Source organism: Candidatus Villigracilis saccharophilus, assembly GCF_016711665.1.
The window spans coordinates 1-21,043 of the sequence record NZ_JADJSO010000061.1 but is presented as its reverse complement, the minus strand read 5'-3'; the positions used below and the strand labels follow the sequence as shown (position 1 = coordinate 21,043).

Below are 21,043 nucleotides of genomic sequence, written 5' to 3'. Positions count from 1 at the left end.
GCCATGTTCCGCAAATCATGGAACATGGCTGTCTTTTACTCAACTATTGTTTACGGGTTGACAAGCGTCAGGTTATAGAGACCTGCGACACTCCAACCATCGGTCAAGTCAAGCGGCGGGACGGGCGGGGTGGTGCCATCACCATCGTGAGGGAAGCCAGTCCAAACACTTTCATTCACAGCATGGAACGCTTGAGGACGGTACATGAGCGTGAAAGAGGGAACATCGGTCAGGTAGATCTTGACCAATTCAGTATAAGCTGCCTTAAGTTCAGCTTCATCAGTCATACCGGGGATGGCTTTGATCAATTCATCTGCGGCGGGATTGCTATATTTGCCCCAGTTGCCATTCCAGTTGCTTGCCATACCAATGAATTCAGAGCTCATCAGCTTGCGGATACGTCCCCAAGGCTGGGTCGGGCCAGCGCCGTCAGTCCACATCATGAAGATGTCATATCCTTCGGGGAGTGGAGCATCTGATTTGGTAACGACGGTCTGATAAACTGACCATTCTGGGTAGTTGGTTGTGATGTCAATGCCGATTTTCTTGCCGGCGGCAGCAACGATTTCAATGGCAGCCTGCCAGTCGGACCAACCATTGGGGCAGGTCGCTACATAGCTAAGCTTTTGACCATCGAGTTCGCGCCAGCCATCGCCATCGGTATCGGTGATTCCAGCATCATCAAGCAGTTTCGTAGCGCCTTCGATGTCGTTGCCAGCCCATTGCAGATCAGCGACAGCAGTCTGGTCGTATGTGGCTTGTTCACCAGCGGTCGGATTCATCAGGGAGCGTGGAACTTGATCGAAAGTAGCCGATTGATTGGTCATCGCGTTGGCAATGATGGTTGGGTAGTCAACTGCCATGGCAATTGCCTTACGAACCGCAACATTGTCCAAACCAAAGGAATCCGGGTTGAAGAAGGCGGTTGGGAGGCTGGCACCAATGCCATAAGGAGCCTCGGGAAGGTATGTGGAGACGGGCAGGCCGTAGCTGAGCCACAAAACTTGAATATTGGAATTAAACTGCTGGCTGACATCCACTTCGCCCTGTGCCAAAGCAACAGAACCAGCGGCGTTATCCTTAAAGATTGTGTGCGCCAGGTACTTCGGAGAAGGCAGCTTGCCCCACATGGAGGCATCCTGACCCCAGTAGTTATCATCACGAACGTAGACAACCTTGGTATCGTCAGTGAAGAATTTGTGGTAGGGACCGGAGTAAACAACATCCTCAGCAGTGTCAGCCAAGAGCGCGGTGACATCGCCACCGGCGCGTGCTTCCAGTGTTTCAGTCCATGCTTTCTGGATTACGTAGTTGGAGCTCAAGTAAGCCTGAACAAGCAGAGGATTGACTGTTTTGCCGTCTGCATCCAGTTTTGCCTTAACCACAACCGTCTGGGCATCTGTAGCTTCGATGGTGTCGATAACGTCTTTATTGGCATCGCCAGTAGGAGTAGGATACTTGATGTGGGTCGCCCAGGTATAAGCGACGTCCTCAGCGGTTACCGGGGTACCATCGCTCCACTTTGCGGCAGCGTTGATCTTGAAGGTGATCTCGGTCTGAGCATCGTTCCATGTATACGGGCCATCAGCGAGCAGAGGATACTGCTGGCCATCGAGCATGTTGTACAGGTACGGGGTTTCGAACATAATGACGCGGGCGTTGTCTTGTTGGGCGATCGCCAACGCATTATTGTTGCTGTTTGAGTATGGATTCCAACCAACAACTGGACCCCACTGTTGTCCATTGAAGTACAGGGTTTCGTTGCGGGGCAGGGAATTCGCGTCAGTAGTAGGCGCTTCAGTTGCAGCGGGGGCTTCAGTTGCAACAGCGACGGGAGCTTCGGTCATTGCGGGCGCTTCAGTCGCAGCAGGGGCGGGGGTGCCGCATGCTGTAAGGATCATCGAAGCGATGATCAACAGAGACAGAACATACAAAATTTTCTTCATGGTGCTAATTTCTCCTCTTGATATAGTTTGGAATTTCCAGACGGACGAAGTAAGGTCTGAGTATTATTGAAAGCTTTCACCTCCTTCAAGAATATTTGCCTCTATCATGTGATACATCCACAGGAATGACGAGTGATCAGTTCGGTCGGCAATAATGTAACGTCTCCGGGGAACTGGTTATCGAAAAGAGAAAATAATTGTTCTGTCGCGATCCTGCCAACAGCTTCGGTGGGAGCGGAGACTGTTGTAAGGGGGGGATTTAAAAATGCTGAAAATTCCAAATCATCAAAACCAATGACTGAGACATCTTCGGGTACTCGATAGTTATTTTCGCGCAAAGCCTTGAGCACTCCTATGGCCGCATCGTCATCGCCTGTGAATATTGCATCAAATGGAATTTGATTTTCAGTTGCAATAAATTTACTAAGGGTCTGGTATGCGGTATGCCGTTCGAATTCTCCATTAAGCACCAGCCTCTCGTCAAAAGGAATATCATTCGCCATCAAAGCGGACTTGTACCCTGTTTCACGCCAAAAAGAATCCTCTTGATGAATGGGGCCGCGAAAAAACATGATATGTTTTCTTTTATGAACTTTAATAAGGTGTTCAATTAGTTCGAATGTTATTTTTTTGTTTTCAACTGTAACGCTGGGGATTTTTAGCGAATTGGGCGGAGTGCGGTGAACGAGAACCATTGGAAATTGTCTGGCATGCAGAGCAATCAAATCATCGTCCGAAAGGCCATCGGAAAATACCAGTATTCCATCTGTATTATGGGGGCCAATGGGCGGGGGCATGTTTCGATTATCTGAATGATAAGTAGCTATTAAGAGATTGTAGCCATGTTTGCGAACGACGCCTTCGATTCCATTTAGAAGTGGTACAAAAAAATCATTATGCAGGTTATTTGATAATAGACCTACCACACGTGTCTTTTGAGAGGCTAATTGGCGGGCTGCAGCATGTGGCACGTATCGTAACTCAGCCATTACTTGCTTCAATCGCTCTGAAACTTCCTTTGAAATCGGGGCATTCTGGTTGATATAACGACTTACAGTAGCCACAGAAACGCCAGCTTTCTGTGCCACCTCTCGAATGGTAACGGAATCAGATTTGCTCGTCATAGTGTGCGTGTAACCTAATGTAACCGGTTACTGTAACCAGTTACATTATTGCATATTTGCAAAGTCAGGTCAAGATACATTCTTCTTAAAATATTTATGACATCTGTTTTTTTTATATGCTACCCTTCAAATGGTAGAGTGTTTGCCCCCCATGTTTCAACAGAATTGTAGTGGTCTATTTAGCGCAAATCATTGAAAACCGAGCGGTCAAAAATTACTGGATTCGAGCAGTTGTCTCTGAAATAAGGAGCAAGGAGCGTTGGGCGGGCAGTGCCAGGGAGATTTGTCTTGCGCATAGCAAATATTACTCTTCTTCTTTATCCAATTGTTTTGTGATCATCAACAAGATCACCGAAACCAAAATCAGAACAACAGACAATGCCATCGCCACGCCAAGGTTGCGCTCAAAGCCAATATAAATGGCGATTGGCATGGTTTGGGTGACGCCTTCCAGATTTCCCGCGAATAGAATCGTTGCGCCAAATTCACCGAGTGCGCGAGTCCACGTAAGGATGGCTCCGCTGGCAAGGGCGCGGATGGCGATTGGGATCATGACTTCGTAAAAAAGCTGCCATTGATTTGCCCCCTCCACATAAGCAGATTCTTCGAGTTGTTTATCTACGTGAGCAAAGCCGATCCGTGCCGAACGGACAAACAATGGCCCCGCGACAAACAACTGCGCTATGATCACCGCAGTTGTGGTGAAAGGAATGCTTAACCCAATATCATTCAGGAACGCGCCAATCAATCCTCTGCGCCCGAAGGCAATTAGCAATGCAAGTCCAGCCACGGAGGGGGGCAGGACGATGGGCAGATCAAGGATCAACTCCAGCCATGTTTTGAATCTGAATTTCCAGCGCGCCAGCAGATAGGCTAATGGCGTCCCCAATATCACTGCAACCAATGTAGTGATGGAACTCGTGACCAGACTTAACTTAAGCGCCTGAAACGCCTGCTTTGAAAGCGCGTTTGCAAAGAAATCAGGAGCGATGGAACGATAGATCAACGCGATTAACGGCAGTGCAAAGAAGATGAGCAGAATCGAACTTGGGAGAAGGAATATCCATTTGGAATATCCTTTCCCAAAAACTCTGGCGGGAAAATTCTCGAAGTTTCTTCATATGAAAAAAAGTCGCGGGATATTTTCCCGCGACTTTCATTGTACTAAAAACTATTTGATTGGAGCAAATCCCCATTTGGCAAGAACAGCCTGGCCCTCTGCCGAAAGGACATATTCAATGAACTTCGCGGCCAGATCGGCATTTTCAGATTTAATGAGCAGCGCAATGGGATACTTGGCGATGACATTCAACTCTGCGGGGATTTCAATGGACTTCAATTCAGGTGCGGCGACTACATCTGACATATAGACGATACCCGCATCTGCTTCGCCAAGCTGGACTTTGGCAGCTACCTGCTTGACATTGTCTTCGTTGGATACGATGTTTGCCAAAACCTTGTCTTTGTACCCTGTTCCAAAGGAAGCGTCCATCAGGTCGAGCGCCTGACGAGCATACTTGCCGACGGGAACTTCTTCCGCTGCCAAAACAATTTTGATTCCAGGGTTGGCGAGGTCTTCCAGTTTCTCAAGCACAGCGGGGTTATCCACAGGCAGAATGACGACCAGCTTATTGGATAGAAATACTTGCGATACATCTGCACCAACGAAGGTACCTGTTACAAGAGTTTCCATTTCCTTGCTGCTGGCCGAGGCGAATACATCCGCAGGGGCACCTTCTTCGATTTGAGTCCGCAGGGCTTGGGAGCCTGCAAAGTTAAAAGTCGTGGTCACATTGGGGTGGGCAGCATCAAATGCGGCGCCGATTTCAGTGAAGGCATCGGTGAGGGAGGCGGCGGCGAAAACGGTCAGGGTTTGGGGCTGTGCTTTGGTGGCAGGAGCAGTCGTCGGGGCGGATGAAGCGCCGCAGGCTGTCAAAAAGATGGAAAATAAAAGAGTCAGGGATAATTGCCGCTTTATACTCATTGAGTGAGTATATCCCAGAAACGATGAGCTTTACAAGAAGTTTTTCTGGCTTTCATCCAGCCATTCGAGAGCAAATTTTAGCTGCTTCAAGCGCATTTCAAGACTCATGCGGTTGTATATCTGTTCGGCGGGCAATTCTGCGAGAGTAGCCTCAAGACGCTGAATGTGCGTGTCTGCTTCGGCGCGCTGCTGTTCGAACGCCTTCGTAATTTTTTTTGGGAAGTACTTTTTGAGAAAGTACAAACGCGTGATGAATTCCATGCGGATGGCGCGGGTGCCGCCGCCGCTGGGGGCGTTTAGCCACGCCAGAAAATTTGCTCTGCCTTGGTCGGTTATGCTGAGCAACTGGCGGGATGGAAGTTTCTCCTGTGCAATTTTCTCGGTGGATACATCGCCCTGTGCTTCCAGCCGCTTCAAAATTGCATACGCCTGACTCTGACTCAAATGCCAGACCTGACCCAAATCCGCATTGACGGTGCGGTGCAGATCGTAGCCGTGACCAGCTTCTTTGTAGAGCAAGCCAAGCAATGCCATTTCCGGGGAGAGTGTTCCAATGTGATGGGATTTTTTATCTGTCATATACTCACCAAAAGAGTAGTTTTATGCGGTCAGTATATCGCAAAATAATTTGTAAATGTGACAGCCGATAAAATAAGAACTTGCCAAGTCCCCATCATCTCTGGCTAGACCGCACTTGCATTGAAGTGTATTTTTACAAACAAGACAATTACTGCAATTAAGCATATAATAAATAAGGGTTGATTGCTCATAAGCTAAAAACCTTTTTACGAGAATAACTGCCAGACTCATTTGCGCCACAATCAAGTTATCAAACCGATAGAATGGAGTCCGCCATGCTTGAATACGTCAACCTTGATTTGGCTTTAGGGCTAGAGGAGTATAAAAAGCGATTACGACCATTACAGCAGCGCCTTTATGAATTAGAGCACGCGGTCTTCGACGCGAAAGTTCCAGTCATTATTGTGTTCGAGGGTTGGGCCGCCACAGGCAAGGGACGGCTGATTAGTCTGCTTGCAGAGCGATTGGATCCGCGCGGCTTCCGCGTTGTCCCGATCACACCGCCGCGCACCGCCGAACTGCGCTATCCGTGGATGTGGCGCTTCTGGCTCAAGATTCCTGCCCGTGGGCAAATGGTCGCGTTCGACACATCATGGTATCGCAGAGTCTTGATCGACCGCCTGAATAAGACGATCAACAAGGATGAACTGCGCGCCTCCTATCAGGACATCGCCGAATTCGAAGAAATGCTGGCGGCAGATGGAACGGTCATCCTGAAATTTTGGCTGCATATCGGCGAAGAAGATCAGAAGAAACGCATCAAGAAATTGCGCAAGGATAAGTTGACCGCCTGGCAGGTGGGAGAGGAAGATGAACTGCAAAACAAGCGCTATGAAAAATATGCGGGCTATGTCGAGGATATGATTGCGCGCACAGATTCGCCTCATGCCCCCTGGACAATTGTTGAAGCAACCGATCGATATTTCATGCGCATCAAGGTTTTTGAAACCATCATCACTGCACTCGAAGCGCGTCTGGGGCTATCTCCCACTTTGGGGGCGAAAGCTAAACGTCCACGTGTAGTAAAGGAAATGAAAGGAGCTGTCAATGCTTGAGCGACTTGATCTTACATTGGCAATGGAGCGCGATGAATACAACAAGCAGCTCAAGGCGTTGCAAGCTGAACTGCATGAGTTGGCTTTTCAAGTCTATGCACAGAAGCGGCCAGTGGTCATCGTCTTTGAAGGAATGGATGCCTCGGGCAAGGGCGGCTCGATCAAGCGCCTGACCGAACGTATTGATCCGCGCGGCTATGTGGTCTTGCCCATCTCCGCGCCATCGGGCGAAGATAGAGAGCGTCATTACCTGTATCGTTTTTGGCGGCGCTTGCCCGAACAGGGACAGATCGCCATCTTTGACCGCTCATGGTATGGACGCGTACTGGTGGAACGCCTGGAAGGGTTTTGCTCCGAAGCAGATTGGCGTCGCGCGTATAGCGAGATTAATCAATTCGAGCGTCAACTCACCGACTCTGGCACAGTCGTCTTCAAATTCTGGATGCACATCAGCAAGCAGGAACAACTGCGCCGCTTCCGCGAACGCACGAAGACGAATTACAAAACATGGAAGATCACAGATGAAGATTGGCGTAATCGCGGCAAATGGGAGGATTACATCACCGCCGCCGAAGAGATGCTGTTGAAAACGAGCACGCCCGATTCTCCCTGGACTCTGGTGGAAGCCAATGATAAATATTTTTCGCGCATCAAGTCCTTGCGCACGGTTGCAGAGAAGTTGCGGCGCGCGCTGAAGTGAAAGATCAATAATGAGACCCGAGTAAATACTAACAATACTGATTCAATTTTCAACTCCATCACCACAAATCCGCCGCAAGTTCTTTGGACTTGCGGCGGATTTTCTCTCAAAATTCCGAGTGGATGAGCCAATAGCCAGCGTAGGCAACCGCGATACGTCCAGACTGACTCTTCAGGCTCTTTCTCTTTAGGTCTCTATTGATTTGACTATTATTTTATTTAGATTCGGTTAAGTTAGGCAGGGCTTCATTACGCTGGCAATAAGAGTGTTTTTGCAGTTGATTCGATTTCCTGTTCCATTTTTGTTTTGCTCCACCCCAATTCCTTTGCGGCGATCTGTGCAACGGACGAGATAACTTCATCTCCCGGGTGACCCAACGTGCCGATGCCAGTTCTGCGGATCAAAATATCCATCAATGTACAGGCCATCTCTTCGCGGATGGCGTACACCACCTGCGCGGACATTTCACCGTCCGCGTTGAGCGGGGCGGCATACTGCTTATCTTTTTGGGCAAGAGACATAACCTTGGGGAGTTCTGTTCCATACATGCGGGCGAGATAATCAATTGTGTGCTCGGGGAATTCTGAGTAGGTTAATTTTGCCTGCTTGATAAACATTTCCATATCGCGGATCTCACAGCCTGTGAGATGCTGTTTTGCCGTCACCGATTTTGCCTTGCGCCCAAATTTCCTGCCAACGGTTTTCAAAACATTCTCTGCGAGGTTGCGGCTGGTGGTGTACTTTCCGCCTTCGACGGTGAGCATCCCTGCAAGCCCGTCCTGTTCGTGGTCGAAGATCTCGTATTTGCGTGAGGTCTTGTATACATCCTTGGTCTGGTCTTCAACCAGCGGACGCAATCCTCCGTAAGCGTAGAGAACGTCTGAGTAGTGGAGCAGGTTCGGGTTCCCGAAAGAGGCGTTGACTTCCGCAATGTACTCTTCGATCTTTTCACGGGTCACACAATATTTATCAGGGTCGCCGATGTATTCTCGGTCAGTCGTGCCGATTAACGTGTGTCCGCGCCATGGGATCAGGTTGCACGGTCTGCCCGTGGGAGTCAGCCCGCCGACAGCGGCATTGGCATTGGTGATCTTTTTCGTGATGATGTGAATGCCTTCCGAACGGCGGATATGCTGCGGCGCTTCGTTCCCGCGCGCGATGTTCAGAAGAATATCCGCCCACGGACCGCCGCAGTTGATGATCAATTTTCCACGCAGAGTGTGCGTGTTATTGCTCAATAGGTCGCGCACCACCACGCCGTTGATTCGTTTTCCATCGCGGACAAAATCTTCCACCTTGGCATAGTTCGCCACATCCGCACCGTACTTGACCGCGGACTTGATGAACGCCAGTGTCAGCCGCTCGGGGTTGAAATCGGCGCAGTCATAAAAAACGATCGCGCCTGTCAGCGTGTCCATCTTGACCACGGGTTCCATCTCGACCGCTTTTTCAGTGGACAACAAACGATGCCACGGAAGCCGCTTGCTTTTGTCCCAGGTGAAACCTTTATCGTAAGACAGAAGATCGTAAATAATCATGCCTGGTTCAAGGATGAGTTTGCTGCGCATCTTGATGTGGCTGTATAGCGGCACCAAAAACGCAAGCGGATACACAAAGTTCGGCGCAATATTTTCAAGTGTCTTGCGTTCCCTCAAAGACTCGCGCACCAGACCATATTCAAAATTGGCAAGATAGCGCAATCCGCCGTGGATGAGTTTGGACGTCGCTGATGATGTGCCCGCGCCGAAGTCGCCTTTCTCCACGAGCGCCACGGAGTATCCCTGTGATGCGGCTTCGTATGCCACCGCCGCGCCGCTGATGCCGCCGCCGATGACGATGATGTCGTAGGTCTTGTTGCCTGGATGTTCAATGAATCGGTTCATGTTGTTTCCTTTTCCATTCGTCCGCCAGATTTCGCAGTTTTGAATCGGCGTGGGCGAAAAAAAGTTTATATGCTTCGCAAAAATGATTGCGCCCGCTAAGCGCTGGATTTCGCAGTCGGTCTTTGGTGCAGCCGCCGCGGCATTGGGTCTTCCATTCGCAGGTGCGGCAATCGGTTGGCAGGTTAGATTTCATTTGTCCGAAGTTCGTTTGCTTGCGCGAGTTGAACAACGTTGGCAGAGGCGTTTCGAGCAGGTTGCCCAGCTTCCATTCAGGCTCCACAAAAAAATCACACGCAAACACGTCGCCCGTGTGTTCGATCAGCAAATACTCCCCGCACGTTTCGAGCAGCGTACACTCGGTGGGAGCAAAGCCCGCGTACTTGAAAAGGAGCGCCTCAAACCAGCGGATGGATGTGGTCGGGACTCCGTCCACAAAATCCGCGAGCCAGAGATCGAACAGACGCTTCAAAAATTCCCCATAGCTGGTCGCATCGACTGAAAAATTCGCCACGCTGTTGCCTTCTATTTCCACGCAGGGAATGAACTGCATAAAGTTGAGTCCCTGTGATTTGTGGAACTCGTAGATCTCATCGGGGAACTGCACCGAATAATTATTGACCACCGAAAGCACGTTGACTTCCACGCCGTGGTCGAGCAAAAGTTTGGATGCATCGAGCGCTTTGCTCCACGAGCCATGTCCGCCGCGGTTCTTGCGATAATGATCGTGGATGTGTTCAGGTCCATCGATCGACAAGCCCGATCAGGAAGTGATAATCGCGAAAGAATTTCGCCCATTCATGATCGATCAACACGCCGTTGGTTTGCAGTCCGTTGGAGACAGATTGTCCGCGCCCGTGCCGCGTCATCAAGTCCACGGCTTTGCGGTAGAACGGCAGACCCATCAAGGTCGGTTCGCCGCCCTGCCAGCCGATGGAGATTTGCGGCACGTTCTGTGCCATCAACTGCTGGATCATCGCTTCAAGAACTGCATCACTCATGCGAGTAGTGCGGCTGGGATACTGGTTCAGTTTTTCGATATAAAAGCAGTACTCGCAGTCCAGGTTGCAATCTGGACCTGCGGGCTTGACCAGCACTTCGGTAATGGGGCGGCGGAAGAATGGGAGCATAGATAGTGGGTAGTGGACAGTTGTTGGTAGTTGGTGGCTGTTAGTCGTCTATGGTCTATCGTCCATGGTCTGTCGGCACCAGTTCTTGGAAATCACTGGTGATGTCTGCCAGATCTTTATAGAGCGGCTTGAGTTGAGAATACATCTTGCGATAGATGCGGTTGTAGAGTTGCTCGTACAGGTCGCGGTTGCGGGGAATGGGATGGATCACTTCGCGGATGCTCGTCATGCCTGCGACGGCGGCTTCGTAATTGGAGTAGTAGCCGAGACCAACGGCGGCGTTCATCGCTGCGCCCAACATGCCTGTCTCATTGACGCTGGGAACTTCAACGGGCAGGTTGAACACGTCCGCGGTGATCTGCAAAGCGGTGCGGCTTTGGGAGCCGCCGCCTGAGACGCGCAGTTTGGTGAAGGGACGACCGAGCTTGTCCGTGGTGATCTTCGCGCCGTCTTTCAACGCAAAGATGATGCCTTCAAGCACGGCGCGGTAGAGATGGGCGCGCGTGTGCCTGTCCGAAAAGCCGATGACTGCGCCTTTGCCGTACTCGTCGCAGTAGACTCGGTCTGGGCTCCAATAGGGTTGGAGCATGAGTCCGTTTGAGCCAGGCGGGATGTCTTGTATCATCTCTTCAAAGAGCGCCTCAGGCGAGACTCCGCGCTCGGCTGCGAGTTGGACTTCCTGATGACCGAATTGTTCTTTGAACCAACTGACCAACCAGAAGCCGCGGTCAATGGGAATCTCGGTGCAATACGTGCCAGGGACTGCGCCAGGGTATGGCGGCAGATAGGGGAGCAGGTCAACCGATTTGGTGCTGACTGCATTTACCGTAGCGCAGGTGCCGAAGCTCAAATAGCCGATGTCGGGCGTGAGTGTGCCGCTGCCGAGTACTTCGCAGGATTTATCGCAGGAGCCAGCCGCGAGCGGAATCCCTTCGGGGATGCCTGTTTCGAGTGAGGCTTGTTTGGTGACCTTGCCGATGGTCTCTCCCTGCACAACGAGATCGGGGAGTTTATCCTTCTCCATCGGGAAGGCGTACCAGATGATGTCGTTCTTCTTTGCCCAGCCGAAATCCTTGCGGTTGATGGGGATGTAGCCAAAGTTACTGCCGCGTGACTCAGCGGCAACGCCTGTGAGTTGATAATGGAAGAACCCCGAAAGCAGAACATACTTGTGAGTCTTCTCCCACACATCGGGCTGGTGCTGGCGAATCCAATTCGAGAAGCATTTGCGGTTGAGCGTGTCCACGACGCCGTACAAGCCGATGGCTTTCAATCCGTATTCCAGCCAAAAGGGCGCGAACTTGGATGTATCTGCCATGCGCTGATCGAGCCAGTGGATGGCGGGACGGAGTGGCTTTCCGTCCCGATCCAGATTGACATACACGCCGCGCTGCGTGGTGAGAGTCACCGCTTTGATATGCTCGCGCAGGGATTCGTTGCGGGCGAGAAGTCCCTGGCTGGCTTCGCAGAATTTTTGCCAGAAATATTCGGGGTGCTGTTCGTGGAATCCTGGCGCGGGGACAAAGTAGGGTTCGATGGGGATTTTGATCATGTCCACCAGCGTACCAGCCGTGTCGAAGAGAGCACAACGCACGGACTGAGTCCCAGCGTCAAAGACGAGGATCAGGTCAGAGTTTAAGTGCGAAGCGGTTTTCATATCCAATTACCGTTTGAGTTCGTCGGGTAAATTCAATCCAAGCTGTGAACCTGGATTCATGATGTTGTTGGGGTCAAAGTGATTCTTCAAAGTACGAAGCACATCCATTTCATTTTTGCCGAGGAAGCCTTCGATCCATTGGTGCATGAGCCGACCGACGCCGTGATGGTGGCTGGGTGAGCCGCCCGCTTTGACCATCGCATCCACGAGTGCTGTGCGATATTTGACGTAATCTTCCACGCTGCCTTTGATGCCGAAGATGAAATACAGGTTGCTGCCATACGGGTAGAAGTGGCTCATGTGGCTGATGCAGAGCGTGCCTGGCACGGTGTGGGCGTAGGCGAGCACCGCGTCGTGGATGTGATGGATGTTGTCCCACTTGACGGGAGTTTCGACGGTGTCCATGATGACATCGTAGTCGCTGATGGCTTCGCCAACGAGAAAAGTTTCGTAGCGGTCTGTCTCCCAATTTCTTGCAAAGCTGCCGCCGATGCTGAGCGCGCCATGCTTGCCGACGATCTTTGAGATCTTGCTCTTCACCATTTTGGTGAAATCTTTTTCGCCTTCCACTGTACCCATCAGGACACAGCGCTTCTTGGGTTTGTAGCCGAGCATGTCGATCAACTTCTCCACGATCGGAGGCTGGGGATACATTTGGAAACCGTGATCGGTTTCGTGCGCGTCGGAGAGGCGGAAGACAGCGGGCAGACCGAACTGTCCCTGACAAACTTCACGCACGGCACTGACGGCGCTTTCCCAATCCTTGAACATGTAGCCGAAGTATTGGCGGTTCTCAGGCATGTAGCGGAAGACCTTGATGGTCAGTTCGGTCAGTACACCGAACACGCCTTCACTGCCCTTGAGCATATCCAAAATGCGCGGACCCGTTGCGGTACTTGTGTAGTCATGTGTGCTGATGATGCCTGCGGGCGTGACCATCTCCATCGAGAGGACAAGGTTGTACGGTTCGCCGTAATAAGTGGAGGCTTGTCCGCTGCCGAGGGTCAGCACCCAGCCGCCGACGCTGGAAAGTTCAAAGGACTGTGGGAAATGTCCGTTGGTGAAGCGATGCACGGTGTGGAATTTCTCTGGCGCGTTGTTGAGCGCATCTTCGAGCTGCGGTCCCATGCAGCCCGCCTGCACGCGGCAGGTATGGTTGAGTTCGTTGACTTCGATGACCTTGTTCATGTGCGTGTTGAGTACGAGCGTCACGCCTTCTTTTTCAGGCTTGAAGCCCATGTTGCAGGATGAGCCGCCGCCATAAACATAGATCGGAACTTTCTTCTCGTCGCATAATTTGACGATCTTCTGCACATCATGCTTGTCACGCGGATGAACCGCCGCACCCGTAATCTCGTGCAGGATCCCGCGCTTCAGGGCGACCATCTCCTCTGCGAGTTTGCCGTAACTATATTTCACGCGGTTGTAGTCGTCGCATTGCACATTCTCCGCGCCGACGATGCCGATGATCTCTTCGATGATCTTCGTATCGAGATTGGATTTCGGGATGTCGTTCAGAAGCTGGTTGCCGTCCTGCTTGTTGGTGAAGTAGTTGTCGTCCAGTTTCAGATCGCGCTTGATCTGTTCGTAATATTGCCAGCTCGGCACTTTGACTTGATCCTGCCGTCCTTCCTTGACGATGGAACGGTACGAGCCAGGCACGGGGGGAGTGTTGGTCCAATCGGGGGTGAATTTTTTGTCGGTCATGGGTGAGTCTCCTAGGTATGGTTGGTTTTAGTGCGGTATACAGGGATACAAGTACACACGTACACAAGTTGAGTTCAAGCTTGTTTACCTGTGTACTTGTTTACATTTTTACTTTCTCCAGCCTTCACGATTTTCTTTCATCTGCGATTCCCATTCGTGGAATTTGCGCTTCATTTCCTCGATGACGTCTGGGTGGTTGTCCTTTAGGTTGTAACTCTCCTGTGGGTCGGATTCGACATCGTAAAGCCAGGGTGCTTGCGCGCTGCCCGCCGAACCCCAGAATTTATCGAGCGGCATGGGCCAAACGTAGGTGTGGATGCGGGGAATGAATTTCCATCTGCCCGCGCGGATGGCTTCGAGGCTTTCGTTGTGATAGAAGTAGAAAACATCGTGCGGGGATTCTTTTTCCACCCCAGTGAGCAGACCGCTGATGTCCTTGCCATCAATGATGCGGTCTTTGGGAAGTTCCACGCCAGCGAGTGCAAGGCAGGTTGGGAACCAGTCAATGTTCATGGCGGGAGAGTCGCAGACCGTGCCTTGTGGAATTTTCTCAGGCCAGTGCGCGATCATCGGGATGCGATAGCCGCCTTCATAACTTTGTCCCTTGCGCCCGCGGAACTTGCCCGCGCTGCCGTTGTACCAGGCGCCGTTGTCGCTGGTGAAGATGACGAGGGTGTTCTCCCATTGTCCGTTTGCTTTCAGGGTCTTGACCAACTCGCCGAGACTCCAGTCGATCTCTTCGATGGTGTCGCCGTACAGTCCGCCTTTGGATTTGCCGCGGAAATTTTCGGAGGCGTGCAAAGGTTGGTGTGGATAGGTGTGGGCGAAGTACAGGAAGAAGGGCTTATCTTCTGCTTGCTCAATGAACTCGATGGCTTCGCGGGTGTACAAGCCTGTCAGTTTTTCCATCTCCGTGAAGTCAGGCGACAGGCATTCATTGTCCCGATACAACGCGAAGTCTTTCATATCATTGCTGTGCGGCACGCCGAAGAAGTGGTCAAAGCCGAAGCGCAAGGGATGATATTCCGAGTAAATGGGAAACTCACCGAGATGCCATTTCCCGACCATGCAAGTTTTGTAGCCGACGTTCTTCAGTGCCTTGGCGATGGTGACTTCCTTTTCAGGGATGCCGCGCGGTTTCGGCTCGTTGTTGTAGTCCATCAACCCGAGCCGCGTGAGGAACTTGGCAACTTCCCAGCGGAACCTGCCCCAGAAATCCTCCAGGCGTGAGTCGACGGGAGGGCGGTGTCCCGCGCGTTTTGCGCCGAGCACCCATCCCAGCCCTGCGCGTTCGGGGTAACGTCCCGTCAGCAAGCCGAAACGGGATGGCGTACATAGCGAGTTACAGGCATAGAACGAAGTGAACTTCACGCCGCCTTGCGCCAGTTGATTAATATGCGGCGTGTTCATCACCGTGTTGTCGTATGGCGGCAGGTCACCGTACCCGAGGTCATCACAGTTGATAATGATGATATTCGGCTGGGTGTTGCGTTTGGATGTGGATTGCTTTTTGTCACTCATGGTCAGCTCTTTTTATTTCCAACCGCCAAGATTCTCTTTCATGCTTTTCTGCCATTGTTGGAAGATAGCTTCCATCGCTTCCACGATATCTGGATGCTCGCGCCTTAAGTTGTAACTCTCCCCGGGGTCAAGCTCGAGGTTATATAACCATGGGGCTTCGAGGCTGTTCTCCGATTTCCAATGTTTATCCAGCGGGATGGGCCACGCCATGGTGTCAATATCGCGGATGTATTTCCACTTTCCCATGCGGACTGCTTCCAGTTCCTTGTTGTGATAAAAGAAGAGACAATCATTCGGGTCACGCTTTCCGTTGCTGGTCAGCAAGCTGAGGATGTTCTTGCCATCGATGACGCGGTCTTCGGGCAGGTCCACGCCTGCCAGCGACAGAAGAGTTGGAAACAGATCTATATTCATAGCTGGTTCCGAGCAGATACTCTTGGCTGTGATTCCCTTTGGCCAGTGGGCGATCATTGGGACGCGGAAGCCGCCTTCGTAACTTTGCCCCTTGCGTCCGCGCAACCCTCCGGGACTGCCGCAGTATCCAGGACCGTTGTCGCTGGTAAAGATCACGAGTGTGTTGTCTGCTACGCCGTTTTCTTCCAGCGCACGCATGACTTCTGCCACGCTCCAGTCGATCTCTTCGACACAGTCACCGTATAAGCCGCCCATCGATTTGCCTCTGAAATTTTCCGAGGCGTATTGAGGTGTGTGCGGGTACGTGTGGGCGAAGTAGAGAAAGAAAGGCTTATCTTTGGAATCGTGGATGAACTGCACGGCTTCGCGGGTGTACAGGCCGTGAGTTGATCCATTTCGGTGAAATCTGGTGAGAGACATTCTTCGTTTCGATATAAGGCGAAATCTCTCATGTTGTTGGCATGCGGCACGCCGTAGAAATAATCAAATCCATGTCGAAGCGGGCTGTATTCGGGATAGACCGGGAATTCTCCCAAATGCCATTTTCCTACCAGCCCTGTGCGGTATCCAACGGTTTGCAGTGCCTGACCAATGGTGATCTCTTCCTCAGGGATGCCGCGCACTTCAGGGAGAGTCCCGAAATCCCAAAAATGTAATTTCGACAGGTAGCTGACAAACCACCACCTGAAATATTGATCATTGAATTTGGTCCACCAGTTCGCATTGTCTACGGCGGTGGTTCGGGGACCGATATGTTTGGCAAGCAGCAACGATCCTAACCCTGCCCGCTCCGGATACCTTCCTGTCAGCAGCCCGAAGCGCGACGGGGTGCAGAGCGAATTGCAGGCATAAAAAGAGTCAAACTTCACACCGCCTTCCGCAAGTTTATCTATATTGGGTGTTTGGATTGATTCGCTGCCAAACGAGGAAAGGTCACCATAACCAAGATCATCACAGTTGATGATGATAATGTTCGGGCGTGGAGCATGTTCAGGGTTCATTGACCAGCCTTGGGGTCGTGTGAAGCGGCGATCTCCTTCCGCAGGGCATCATGCGAGTTGCGTGTGATCGGGTAGCGGAAGAGGATCGGCACGCAGATCAGCATCGCCACGGCGGGAATGACCGCGTAGAAAAATCGGATGCCGAATAATGCTGTTTCGGTCTGTGCCGCGTTGGGGATGTATCCAGACCATTGCAGTGCCCAGCCAGGGACAGCGACGCCAAGTGCAAAGGCGAATTTGGTCAGGAAGTTGGAGATGCCGTAGTAGATGCCTTCGCGGCGTTTGCCCGTCATCTTTTCGTCGTATTCGATGACGTCGGGCATCATGGCATACGGCAAAACCCATTGCGTTGAAAAGCTGATGCCGAGCACAACGGCGACGACATAGACCCAGGGAGTGGGATGATGCGGCAGGAAAAAGAAGGCAAGTAAAAAGGTGATGGACGCGAGCGTTAATCCGAGGGCGTAGGTGGGACCTTTATCGATTTTGTCTGCGAGTAATTTTGCGGGGACGGAGAATAAGCCTGTCATGATGAGCGAGCCGATCATGATGAACGTGAGTTGGCTTGCCATGCCAAGTTGATATTGAATGAGGTATGGAAGCAATGCCGCCTGTACGGTGAAGGCAAATCCGCCCAGCATGAAAATGACCATCAGGATGACGAAGGGTTTATTCTTGAAACACAATTTCACCGCCTGCCATACATGCATGTCGGTGGGTTCTTCTTTGGTTGAGTAGTTTCTTTGATGGAGAAGGTGGTGATGAGAAGCGTGGTCATTGCGATGGCGCCAAACGCCGCGCCTGTTCCGCTCCAAGCCCCTGCGCGGCTCAATCCCATGCCCATGAACAATCCCACCAGCACGGTGACAAGTCCTGCGCCGAGGATGTATCCAACAACGGCGTTGACGCTTTTGTATAGCGCGAGGCTTGAGCGTTCCTGATAATCGTGAGTCACTTCGGCGATCAATGACGCATAGGGAACGACCGCCATGGTCACAAAAGTATCTTTTAGCCAGAAGGTGAGCATCACAGCAAAAAAGGCGGTGACGCCAGTCAACCCATGTGGCAGGGAAAGTTGAATCCAACTGCCAATGGCAATGGGGACGGCAGCGATTAGCATATAGATGCGGCGGCGACCAAAGCGTGAGCGGGTTCGATCTGACCAATATCCAAACAGCGGATCATTGATCGCATCCCAGGTTAACTTGGCTACGAGAAGGGCGCTTCCTACCAGCGCAGGGCTGATGCCCGCCACGTCGGTATAGTAGAAGAGCAGGAAAAAATCCATGGCTGCGCGCAGGGTTGTGAACCCCAACTCAGCCAGGGCAAAACGGAACTTATAGCCAGCGGATAATTTCTGATCCAAGGTGTACCTTCCTTTTGCTTATCGGTTTTGTAGACGTATCTAAAACCATAATAGCAGGAAGGAAAGTGCTTGTCGTCAAAAATTATAAATTTAGACTGTTTGGACCGTGGACAGTAGACGGTAGACGGTGAACTGCGGACGATAGAAGGTCGATTACGGTCTACGGTCTATCGTCCATGGTCTGTTTTCTGTACCCCGAAGGAGTTGTCCCCGTTTGTTGTTTGAAAATTGTATTGAAGGATTGCTTGGAGCCGAACCCCACCTGAAACCCAACCGCGAGCGTGCTCTCCTCGGGCTTGTTCACCAAAATCGACTTCGCCTCTTCCACGCGGTACTGGTTGATGTAACTTGCGAAATTCATTCCCAATAGATCATTGATGAATTCCGAAAGCTGGTGCGGGGTGATGAACAACATCGCCGCCACTTCATCCAACTTCAAATCGAACTGACGGTAGATCTTTTCCTCTTCCATTAATTCGCGCAGGCGGGCGATGATCTTGTCGCGGCTCAGTCCTTGGATAAGCGACTTTTTGTAGCGCTCCTGTTTTTGTTCACGCGCCACCAGTTGATAAAAGTCAGGGTAGCGGTTCTCGAACAGCAGATAGACGATTCCTGCAATGCCGATGAACAGAATACCGAAATTCATCACAACACGGTTGGCAGTGATGAATCCCGCCGCGATCAGGAGCATGTTGACCATGTACAGGATCACGATCGCGCTGGAGATGAGCACAGGTTCGCGGGTTGCCTCGCTGTTTACAAAGCGCGTTTCCAGCCGCAGCAACATCCCATATTGGATGAGGGCAACAATGACTCCTGCGAGGATGAGGTATGAAGCGGCGTACTGTGTTGGGTTGGAAAATACATCGCGGATCACTGCCTGACTTTGAGCCTGATTCACGAAATAGAACCAAGGTCTCCCCGAGGAAGACGACGACTGCGGGCAGGATCTGAATTTTGATGCGTGTGGGAATTTGTCCGCCAGGGATAGAAGAACATAAAGTAGCGGATGTAATTGAGCGGCCCAGAAAGGAACAAGAGCGTTACGAACAGATACAACAGAAATGGATACTGCAAATGAAGGTCTTGGGTTACAAAATAAAGCTGCAAGGTTTGCAATCCCACCAGCAGGTCACGTACCACTCGAAACAGGAAGGAGCGTCTCTTATTCCTGCGGGTGAGATGTAAAAGCGCCGTGTAGAAGGTCAACACGGCGGCAATGGCAATCACGATGGAAGCTGTTTTCGATAGGAGGTTCATCAACCATCCAAGTGTATTGCATATATGTGGAAATTAGCAACCTATTTTTAAAATTGAAACTTTCATTGCCCCGTTATACAGCTTGTGATGTCAAATGATATTGCTGCTCTGCCCGGCCACGACGGGGAGTACCCGCGAAGCGTAACTATTTACCTACTGACTATGAGTTGATTTTGTGTCTTTTGAGATTTTTTTCCTGTAAAGACTGGCTCATTTTATGTGCGCCGCGGAGACTTCGGGGTCAAGCAGCACAGCCGTTGACCTTGAAGCCAGTGTGGCGGTCACGTCTGTTTTGAATCGGGAGAGTTCTTCGTTGCTGACAAAGGCTGGGTTGGCTTTCCGTAAATTTTGAAGATTCTCCTGATCGTCTCCGTGATCTCTGTGGTAAGAGTTTTTTACCCCATCTTTTTAGTCACTCTTCAAAACTGGAAAGATCGTTTCGGGTTGCAAGCGGCAGACATACCGTGAACGTAGTGCCCTTGCCTGCGTCACTCTCGACCTCGATGCGGCCCGCGTTTGCCTCGATCAATTTTTTACTGAGCGCAAGCCCCAGACCGATGCCTTTGGCCTTGGTGGTAAAGGCGGATCGAAAATTTTATGCAGGTTTTCGGATGGGATGCCAATGCCGTTATCGCAGATATCAACACGAACCATGCCGCCTTGAAGCGCCGCGCTGATGGTCAACTTGCCGCCTGCTCCGCTTGTCGCGGTCATGGCCTGGCAGGCGTTGACGATCAGGTTGCCAAAGACTTGCATCATCTGGCGCGGGTCAACATAAACTTTAGGCAGGCCGGTTGGGATATCCAGAGTCACTTTCACTGACTCAAGCGGGGCTAATTTTTCCAGCGTTTGATCAACCAACTCGGAAGGAACAATTTCAAGGTCGGCAGAGATCGCGCGTCCAAAGTCAAAAGATTGTCGATAATTTTTCCGCGTTCCAAACTTCCTCCCCGATCATGTTGAGATATTGTTTCAACTCATCTGTTGCATCAGCTGTACCATTTTAAGTAGTAGACCGCACTATTGATAACAGACAACGGGTTGCGAAGTTCATGACCCACACTTCCTGCCAATTCGCCCATGACAGTCAGTTTTCCCTGCCGCACAAGTTTTTCCTGCGCATCGCGCAGTTCGCGCGTGCGTTCTTCGACGCGCTGTTCGAGACTGGTATTAAGCTGACGGATCTCTTCCACGGCTTGTTGACGTTCAGTAATATCGTGTGTGACTCCTGTAACTTTATCGGATTGCCATTTGTATCTCTGACTGAATTTCCTATTACTTGTAATGTCCTTTTTTGGGTGGAGTTTCGTGGAATAATATCAAATATTATATCGATTGGTTTATCGCTTTCAATTGCATCAACAAGCGCCTGATTAACCCTTTCTGGTTCAATAAAACATTTCGTAACTTCTTCCAGCGTGAAAATATCGCTTTCCACATTAAAGCCATACAGTTTTTTGCCTCACAGAATCTTAGTATGTACCGTTTGTTACGTTATATTCCCAACTACCAATGTGGCTAACATTCTGTGATTTTTTTCAAAGTGTTCATTGAGCCACCTCTGTTCTTCCTCGGCTTGCTACGTTTCAAGTTCGCCAGCGGCGCGGACAGCCACCAGTTTTAGAATCAGTTTCGGCCGTACGCTGACTCGCAGGCCAGAATGGCTTTCGCCCAGACAACCATCAAGCCGATGGGGTTTCCTTGTGAACTCCAGAGGGT

General features: G+C 51.1%; 18 protein-coding genes and 2 pseudogenes. 2 read left to right on the top strand and 18 right to left on the bottom strand.

The genetic code is table 11. The features are described from left to right. Positions 1 to 50: 50 nt before the first annotated feature. From IPL17_RS19405 to IPL17_RS19385, 5 genes are all read right to left on the bottom strand, one after another. Positions 51 to 1,946, bottom strand: coding sequence for an ABC transporter substrate-binding protein (locus IPL17_RS19405; protein WP_345308737.1), 1,896 nt, complete (start codon positions 1,944 to 1,946; stop codon positions 51 to 53). Positions 1,947 to 2,050: 104 nt separating this feature from the next. Then, positions 2,051 to 3,070 carry a LacI family DNA-binding transcriptional regulator gene (locus IPL17_RS19400; RefSeq protein ID WP_345308736.1) on the bottom strand — a complete coding sequence of 340 codons (1,020 nt, stop codon included), beginning with the start codon at positions 3,068 to 3,070 and terminating at the stop codon, positions 2,051 to 2,053. A 304-nt stretch (positions 3,071 to 3,374) separates the two neighbouring features. Further along, on the bottom strand, positions 3,375 to 4,076 hold the full coding sequence (locus IPL17_RS19395) for an ABC transporter permease (protein ID WP_345308735.1): 702 nt from the start codon (positions 4,074 to 4,076) through the stop codon (positions 3,375 to 3,377). Positions 4,077 to 4,241: 165 nt separating this feature from the next. Next, the gene (modA, locus tag IPL17_RS19390) at positions 4,242 to 5,054 is read right to left on the bottom strand and encodes a molybdate ABC transporter substrate-binding protein (protein WP_345308734.1); all 813 of its coding nucleotides are present in this window, start codon (positions 5,052 to 5,054) and stop codon (positions 4,242 to 4,244) included. 30 nt (positions 5,055 to 5,084) lie between these two features. Next, positions 5,085 to 5,633 (bottom strand): PadR family transcriptional regulator, encoded by a 549-nt coding sequence (locus IPL17_RS19385; RefSeq protein WP_345308733.1) that lies wholly within the window; start codon positions 5,631 to 5,633, stop codon positions 5,085 to 5,087. 275 nt (positions 5,634 to 5,908) lie between these two features. On the opposite strand from IPL17_RS19385, the gene IPL17_RS19380 reads away from it, so the two are divergent. Both IPL17_RS19380 and IPL17_RS19375 read left to right on the top strand, forming a co-directional pair. After that, complete coding sequence (locus tag IPL17_RS19380; protein ID WP_345308732.1) at positions 5,909 to 6,688, top strand: hypothetical protein; 780 nt, start codon at positions 5,909 to 5,911, stop codon at positions 6,686 to 6,688. After that, positions 6,681 to 7,388, top strand: a complete 708-nt coding sequence (locus tag IPL17_RS19375; RefSeq protein WP_345308731.1) for a hypothetical protein — start codon at positions 6,681 to 6,683, stop codon at positions 7,386 to 7,388. The genes IPL17_RS19380 and IPL17_RS19375 overlap by 8 nt, the downstream gene beginning before the upstream one ends. A 248-nt stretch (positions 7,389 to 7,636) precedes the next feature. Here IPL17_RS19375 and IPL17_RS19370 read toward each other — a convergent pair whose 3' ends face one another. The 13 genes and pseudogenes from IPL17_RS19370 to IPL17_RS19310 form a co-directional block, all read right to left on the bottom strand. Continuing rightward, positions 7,637 to 9,271 (bottom strand): glycerol-3-phosphate dehydrogenase/oxidase, encoded by a 1,635-nt coding sequence (locus tag IPL17_RS19370; protein WP_345308730.1) that lies wholly within the window; start codon positions 9,269 to 9,271, stop codon positions 7,637 to 7,639. Then, positions 9,255 to 10,025, bottom strand: a complete 771-nt coding sequence (locus tag IPL17_RS19365; protein ID WP_345308729.1) for an SPASM domain-containing protein — start codon at positions 10,023 to 10,025, stop codon at positions 9,255 to 9,257. Before IPL17_RS19365 ends, IPL17_RS19370 begins: the two co-directional genes overlap by 17 nt. Next, on the bottom strand, positions 10,006 to 10,398 hold the full coding sequence (locus IPL17_RS19360) for a radical SAM protein (protein ID WP_345308728.1): 393 nt from the start codon (positions 10,396 to 10,398) through the stop codon (positions 10,006 to 10,008). Before IPL17_RS19360 ends, IPL17_RS19365 begins: the two co-directional genes overlap by 20 nt. Before the next feature lie 55 nt (positions 10,399 to 10,453). Then, positions 10,454 to 12,055: an FGGY-family carbohydrate kinase gene (locus IPL17_RS19355; protein WP_345308727.1), complete on the bottom strand. Its 1,602-nt coding sequence runs from the start codon at positions 12,053 to 12,055 to the stop codon at positions 10,454 to 10,456. Between the two features lie 6 nt (positions 12,056 to 12,061). Then, positions 12,062 to 13,762, bottom strand: a complete 1,701-nt coding sequence (locus IPL17_RS19350) for an FAD-binding oxidoreductase (protein WP_345308726.1) — start codon at positions 13,760 to 13,762, stop codon at positions 12,062 to 12,064. A gap of 108 nt (positions 13,763 to 13,870) precedes the next feature. Continuing rightward, a complete protein-coding gene (locus tag IPL17_RS19345; protein WP_345308725.1) occupies positions 13,871 to 15,283 on the bottom strand; it encodes a sulfatase in 1,413 nt (470 codons plus the stop codon). Between the two features lie 12 nt (positions 15,284 to 15,295). Then, the gene (locus IPL17_RS19340; RefSeq protein ID WP_345308724.1) at positions 15,296 to 16,117 is read right to left on the bottom strand and encodes a sulfatase-like hydrolase/transferase; all 822 of its coding nucleotides are present in this window, start codon (positions 16,115 to 16,117) and stop codon (positions 15,296 to 15,298) included. A gap of 44 nt (positions 16,118 to 16,161) precedes the next feature. Next, positions 16,162 to 16,698: pseudogene (locus tag IPL17_RS19335) on the bottom strand (sulfatase-like hydrolase/transferase); the annotation flags it as partial. Next, positions 16,695 to 17,986, bottom strand: a pseudogene (locus IPL17_RS19330) (glycoside-pentoside-hexuronide (GPH):cation symporter). The pseudogenes IPL17_RS19330 and IPL17_RS19335, both read right to left, overlap by 4 nt. A 238-nt stretch (positions 17,987 to 18,224) precedes the next feature. After that, complete coding sequence (locus IPL17_RS19325; RefSeq protein WP_345308723.1) at positions 18,225 to 18,965, bottom strand: helix-turn-helix domain-containing protein; 741 nt, start codon at positions 18,963 to 18,965, stop codon at positions 18,225 to 18,227. After that, positions 18,962 to 19,324 carry a hypothetical protein gene (locus IPL17_RS19320; protein WP_345308722.1) on the bottom strand — a complete coding sequence of 121 codons (363 nt, stop codon included), beginning with the start codon at positions 19,322 to 19,324 and terminating at the stop codon, positions 18,962 to 18,964. Before IPL17_RS19320 ends, IPL17_RS19325 begins: the two co-directional genes overlap by 4 nt. A gap of 525 nt (positions 19,325 to 19,849) precedes the next feature. After that, positions 19,850 to 20,185 (bottom strand): ATP-binding protein, encoded by a 336-nt coding sequence (locus tag IPL17_RS19315; protein WP_345308721.1) that lies wholly within the window; start codon positions 20,183 to 20,185, stop codon positions 19,850 to 19,852. A 128-nt stretch (positions 20,186 to 20,313) separates the two neighbouring features. Beyond that, entirely contained in the window at positions 20,314 to 20,517 is a 204-nt protein-coding gene (locus IPL17_RS19310) for a hypothetical protein (RefSeq protein ID WP_345308720.1), read from the bottom strand. Positions 20,518 to 21,043: the final 526 nt, after the last annotated feature.